We start from the raw sequence: 6,000 nt of genomic DNA, 5'->3' as shown, positions 1-6,000 counted from the left end.
CGAAACGCAGTGTCGTTTCCGTATCCTGCATCGGCCAGTACGACGCCGTCCGGTGCACCGCTTTGCCGGGCCTCGCGCAACTGCGTGAGTGCGATCTGCGGCTTGGTCGCAAACCCGATCTCGGCGGGCACGCCAGCCTGCGCCCGCCGTAGCGGATCATCGGCCCATTCCTGTGGCAGATAAAGCTGATAAGCCACCGGCAGGCTTGCCTCTTCGGTGGCCACCAACAGGCTCACGGCCACCTGGCACTTATCCTGTTTGCCCAGTTGCCCGCAATATTGCCGCGCCACCCCAACCGAATGTTTTCCCTTCTTTGGGAAGCCCGTGTCATCGATGATCCAGTACAGGCCCTTTGCCGGATCCATGTGCGGCAGCACCCAGCGACGCACTTGCTCGAGTAACGCGGCGTCAGACCATTCCGACTTCGACACGAAGTGATGAAGTGATTGGTGCCGCGCACTCACGCGCTGAGGTTCCAGATGTGCTGCCAGCGGCTCCACGCTCTTGCGCCGGATCGGCAGCATCAAGCCTTGGCAATAGCCAATCAACCCGGAGTGGCGATCGCTATGTCTGACTGCCTCACATAGATGTTCCAGATACTCCTCGAACGACGTCTCCCAGTCCATCACTTCCTCATGCAAAGGACGAAGAAGCTCCTAACGGATAGCGCAGTCACCGACGTCCACCAGGTCTTAAGGGAAGAAATAGCCGGCGCACAGAACCATTCGCTCCTACCGTTGCCCTAGTGATGACATCTGCGGCCCACCCCGTTGAGGCCTTTTTCAATGAGTGGGTTTATCGAACTTGGTTCTATATTTCACGGGGCTTAGCCGCTGTTCGACGATTGCGACGACTCGCCGAAGCATGGCTCCGGTTACAAATGTGCTTTCAGGCCGGGCCGTTGCCATATGTCCTCTTATCAGGCATAAAAACGCGTCAGTCTCCGCCTCGTGCGCTCGCTGCACCTGCCTCGCCCGCACTTCCTGTGCGCAAACGCGACCAGCAGCCACCGGATTCGGCCGAGGCTTGGCGTGGCGGTCGGTGAGCAGATAGGCGTGTTGATGAAATGAAGCACCGATGACAGTCAACCTTAACCCGCGCTCAAATCTGCCGTAAACCATGCATCGTCCCTCGACCGAGGACCGCCTCATACAGACCTGTAAATGCGAGTTGCCCCGCTGCCTTCCAACGAACTCGACCGATTGCGCGTACTGCGCAGCCTCGCAATTCTAGATACTCCCGCCGAAGAGGCATTCGATCGTCTCACGCGCCTGCTTGCGCACATGCTTCGGGTGCCGGTGGCGCTCATCACGTTCGTCGACGACGATCGTCTGTGGTTCAAATCGCGCATCGGCGTAAGCACGTGCGAGACGCCGCGGGACATGGCTTTCTGCGCGCATGCACTGACGGCCGAGGACGTGCTCGTCGTCGAAGATGCGCGCGAAGATCCGCGCTTCTACGACAATCCCGCGGTGACCGGGCCGATGCGCGTCCGCTTCTATGCAGGCGTGCCCTTGCGCTCGGCGGATGGCTACGTACTGGGCACGCTATGCGCGACCGATACTGTCGCACGCACGCTATCTGATGACGAGCGCGCAGCGATGCGCGATTTGGCGCGCACGGTCGAGCGCGAACTACTCGTGCGCAAAACCGCCGTATCGGCGCGTGCACTGCATCAGGCGGATGCTGAAGCGATCCATCTGTCGGAAGCGCGCTTTCGCACAATCTTTCATCAGACGCCGACGGGCGCGGCCATCGTCGATCTCGACGGCCGATTTATCGAAGTCAATCCGCGCCTGTGCGAATTGGTCGGCTATACGGCCGACGAGTTGCTCGCGCTCACCTTCCAGCAGATCACCCCCAAAGAGGATCTCGAACACGAATTGTTACGACTGGTCGAATTGCTCGCGGGGCGCATCGGAGCTTATACGCTGGAGAAGCGCTATCTGCGCAAGGACGGCATCCAACAGTGGGTCCAGTGGCACGCCTCGCTCGTGCGCGATGGAAACGGCGATCCACTGCACTTTATAGCGGTCGTCGAGGATATCGACGCGCGTAAGGAGAACGAGCGACTCCAGATCGAACATCGTTGCGCGCTCGAGGAACAGGTCGCGCGACGCACTGCAGAACTGCATGCGCAGAACCGGCATCTGCAGGCCGTCATCGACAATGCGCAAGCTGCGTACGTATCCATCGATGAGGGCGGCAACGTCACGGAATGGAACGACGCAGCCGTACGCATGTTTGGGTGGGCGCGGCACGAGGTGCTGGGCCGGCCAATGGCCGAAATCATCATTCCGCCGGAATGGCGCGATGCGCACCTAGACGGCATGCGTCGCTTCCTGCGCACAAAAGGAGGATCGATCCTTTCGAAGGCGACCGAAGTGTCCGCGCTGCGCCGTTCCGGCGCCACCTTTCCCGCCGAGTTGCGAATATCGACGGCGTCGACGGACGATTGTCACACCCTCTTCGCTTTTATCTCCGATGTGAGCGAGCGCAAACGAGTCGAAGCAGAAGTCGCCGAAAGCCGCGAAACAATTCAGAAGATCACCGATAGCTTGCCCGTTCTGATTGCCTACGTCGACCGGGATCTGTGTTACCAGTTCAACAACGACGGCTATCGAAGGCTGATCGGCATGAGCACCGCGCAATTGCGGGGACAACCGCTGGCTTCGGTGATGCCGCGGGCGCTCTATCGGGCGCTGCTGCCTTCGTTTCACCGGGCGCTCGCTGGGGAGCGAGTGCAGTGCGACGACATCGACGACGACGAGCTACGTCATCGGACGTGGAGCATGTCGCTCGTGCCCGACCTACGAGGGCGCGAGGTCATTGGCTTCTACATGATGGCGCAGGACGTGACCGACCGGAAAAAGGCGGAACAACAGCTCGTCGTTCAGGCGATGCGAGATGCGCTCACCGGCCTGCCGAACCGTCGCGCGCTGTCGGCGCAACTTGACCGCGCCATCGGCCCGGGTGCGCTCGCGCGGCGGCCCCTCGCCGTGTTCTTTCTCGACCTCGACGGATTCAAGCAAGTCAACGACGCGCACGGCCACGAAGCAGGCGACGCGTTGTTGAATCAGGTCGGCAGGCGTCTTCAGAAAACCATACGGAGTACGGATTTTGTCAGCCGGCTCGCTGGCGACGAGTTCGTGATCCTGAGTCACGGTGTAGCTGAAGACGTGACGGCAGCGCGTATCGCCGAATCGATTTGCGAGGCTCTGCGAACGCCGTTCGACGTGGCGGGCAGCGAGGTCACGATTGCGACGAGCGTGGGCGCCGTGATATGGGACGGGCACGCCGCCACGACGCCCGGCATGCTGCTCGCCGCTGCCGACAAGGCGATGTACGAAGCGAAACGCAAGGGCCGGAACGGTTATACCCTGGCTCCGAGCATCGCGGTACGGTGACGGCGCTTATGGGCCGTTAGACCTGTCCTTTGGCTATCACCCAAAATCCATCGTTTCCCGCAGGCGAGTGGCACTTAACTCGTCGGCGAGGAACAACTAAGATGACTGAGCGACGCTTGCGTCTTCATTCGATTTCCGCACAATAAATTTCGAAGTGTTTAAGCTCCGAGCCGCCGGACCGTTCGCGTCTCTCTTTCCCAATCGCGGCCCCACCTGGGAGCGTGGCGTCTCTCGCAATCTCTGGGGGAGCAGGTGCGCTTATTGCCGGCGTCTGCGTGATGCTGTCCGCCGTGGCGCTCGGCGAGCACTACGCGAACGGCGCAATCCACCGCCGCGAAGAACTCGTCGCTGGCGACATGATCGAATCGGTCGAGCGCATCCTGCGTCATGTGATGTCGAGCCAGCGCGAGCCGCTCGACCGACTGCCGGGTCAGCGTTGTGAAACTGAGGCGAAGCTGCTCGCCGAATTGAAGACACACGTCCGCTACGTGCGCGGCGTCAACCTCTTTCAGAATGGACACCTCTATTGCTCCTCTGCGTTGGGACCGATGAACGTACCCTTGTCGGCGTACATCTCCACCGCGCAACGCGATCTCGGCATCAGCCTGATCCGCGGCACCCCTTACCAGCCTGCGGTCCCCGTACTGCCGGTCTTTCGCTCGACTGGACACGGCACCGGCCTGCTGTACGTCATTGAAGGGGCGTACGTCGCAGATATCCTGGCGCACGGCCTGCGCTACGGCGCAAGCAAGGTGACGCTGTCTGTCACCGGATCCGGTGCGATTGACGAACACGGCGTATCTTTCGCCACCGGCGTTGCTGCGGCGCCTCGCCCCCGCACGCTGGTGGGATCGGCCGGGCTCCCCCTTCTCCGTGACGGTGACGGCATCGCCTGCTTTTGCATCGCAGATGCGCTGGAAGTACGGTGCGATCTGTTGCGGGACCGGGGTGCTGCTGAGTCTTCTGATTGCCGCGTCTTACCTGCTTGCTTTCGCGCCGCGGCGACTGTTGCTGTCGGCCGTCAAACAAGGGCTCCGGACCGGTCAGCTCGAGGTGGTTTATCAACCGGTCGTCGACATCGCGACCCGCCGCACCGTGGGCGCTGAAGCCTTGCTGCGCTGGACTCATCCTCGCTGGGGGCCAATCAGCCCCGCTGTGTTTATGGCGGAGCTTGAAAAAAGCAACCTTCTCGCCGACGTCACCCGGTTTGTGCTGCAAAGGGCCACGGCCGATGTCCGGAGGACGACCGAAAGCGCGCCGTTCCGGATCGCTGTCAACGTGGCGCCGATGGACCTCGAACGCAAGGGGTTCGTGTCGGAACTGCTGGCGCTCACTGAACGACTGCCCGAATCGACGATTCTCGTGCTCGAAGTCACCGAGCGTTTCCTGCTGGCTCGGCATCCCCGTGTTCAGAAGATCTTCCAGACCCTGCGAGAACAAGGAGTTCGTTTCGCACTTGACGACTTCGGTACGGAGAACAGCAACCTCGATTTGCTTGGAAGGTTCCCGTTCGATTTCGTAAAGATCGACAGGCAGTTCATCGAGCATGTTGACAATGGCGGTGCGAACCATATTGAAGGAATTGCCGCTGTGGCAGGCCACTATGGCATGCAGGTGATCGCCGAAGGCGTCGAAACGGAAGCGCAGCACAACGCGCTGCGGAAGCTGGGCATTCCCTACGGTCAGGGCTATCTGTACCAACGGCCGGTGAGCGCCGACGAACTTTTTGGCGTTCGGCCTCCAGTGGCATTTGCCGCCGATCCAGTAAATTGACGCAGCGTGACGGGAGCAGGTGCTCCGCACTCACGCGGAGCCGCTTCAATTCACCGCCCGAGTGGCGCTTGAAAATTCCGTGATGCTTGCCATCGCACCGCCTATTTTTCGACGGCCGGGGGGTGCGGCGTCTAATCATCCTTTAATTATCCGAAAAGCAGGCCATGGACGTGATTGAGCAGCGTTTTTCTTGCCAGTTATCCATGCGCGACTGCCATGGCTCTTTCATCATCGCTGTATCCAACAATGACGCCAAAAGACGACCGTTTGGGGCACGCCACCGGCCATTGACACCACGCGACGTCGAAGGACCGAAGCGGGTCGGCAAGGCCCGGCCACATCCGGCCGGACGGGGCCATTAGCTGACTTCCTTTCGCCAGGTTCCGGGTAGGACCGCCGTGGCATCAACCTTGCTGCCCTTGGGGAAAACATGTCAGGGCGCAAGGGATGAAAGCAACAATTTGGGGACATACACGGCTGCCGGACGGGCATCAAGAGATTCATCGCTTTGCTTTCGAACTACACGACGGAAGCACGGCTCCGCCCGTTCGCGAGTCTATTTCTTTGCGCACCGCTCGTGTTGTCGTCGCACATCTACACGATGGCAACGCATTAATCCAGATGTTCCGAGCCATCGTGAATAGCGAGCCGACGGACTACGATCACTTGGTCGGACAGACCTTTGAGGATGATTTCATTGAAAATGGTCCGAGCGATCGCATCGATGAATCCCCGGAATGGCAAAACGCCGATCGCTGACGCCCTGATATTGACGAAATTCGGACCGCGGGGCGCTTGTCGGCCAGTTTGCGACATTCGA

The 6,000-nt window shown here is 60.5% G+C and carries 5 protein-coding genes; 4 read left to right on the top strand and 1 reads right to left on the bottom strand.

Going from position 1 to position 6,000, the window contains the following annotated elements; translation table 11 throughout:
• On the bottom strand, window positions 1–626 hold a 626-nt coding region (locus AWB76_RS34435), incomplete at its 3' end, for an IS701 family transposase (protein WP_157696272.1).
• Window positions 627–1,163: 537 nt separating this feature from the next.
• Here AWB76_RS34435 and AWB76_RS34430 point away from each other — a divergent pair.
• From AWB76_RS34430 to AWB76_RS41285, 4 genes are all read left to right on the top strand, one after another.
• The gene (locus AWB76_RS34430) at window positions 1,164–3,407 is read left to right on the top strand and encodes a PAS domain S-box protein (RefSeq protein WP_082864595.1); all 2,244 of its coding nucleotides are present in this window, start codon (window positions 1,164–1,166) and stop codon (window positions 3,405–3,407) included.
• A 278-nt stretch (window positions 3,408–3,685) separates the two neighbouring features.
• On the top strand, window positions 3,686–4,513 hold the full coding sequence (locus AWB76_RS42430; protein WP_244173579.1) for a CSS-motif domain-containing protein: 828 nt from the start codon (window positions 3,686–3,688) through the stop codon (window positions 4,511–4,513).
• Complete coding sequence (locus tag AWB76_RS42425) at window positions 4,461–5,180, top strand: EAL domain-containing protein (protein WP_244173575.1); 720 nt, start codon at window positions 4,461–4,463, stop codon at window positions 5,178–5,180. Before AWB76_RS42430 ends, AWB76_RS42425 begins: the two co-directional genes overlap by 53 nt.
• Before the next feature lie 447 nt (window positions 5,181–5,627).
• Window positions 5,628–5,939, top strand: coding sequence for a hypothetical protein (locus AWB76_RS41285; protein ID WP_157696271.1), 312 nt, complete (start codon window positions 5,628–5,630; stop codon window positions 5,937–5,939).
• Window positions 5,940–6,000 lie beyond the last annotated feature (61 nt).

The sequence above is a fragment of the Caballeronia temeraria genome, assembly GCF_001544795.2.
Lineage (GTDB): Bacteria > Pseudomonadota > Gammaproteobacteria > Burkholderiales > Burkholderiaceae > Caballeronia > Caballeronia temeraria.
This window is presented reverse-complemented; position numbering and strand designations above follow the sequence as displayed.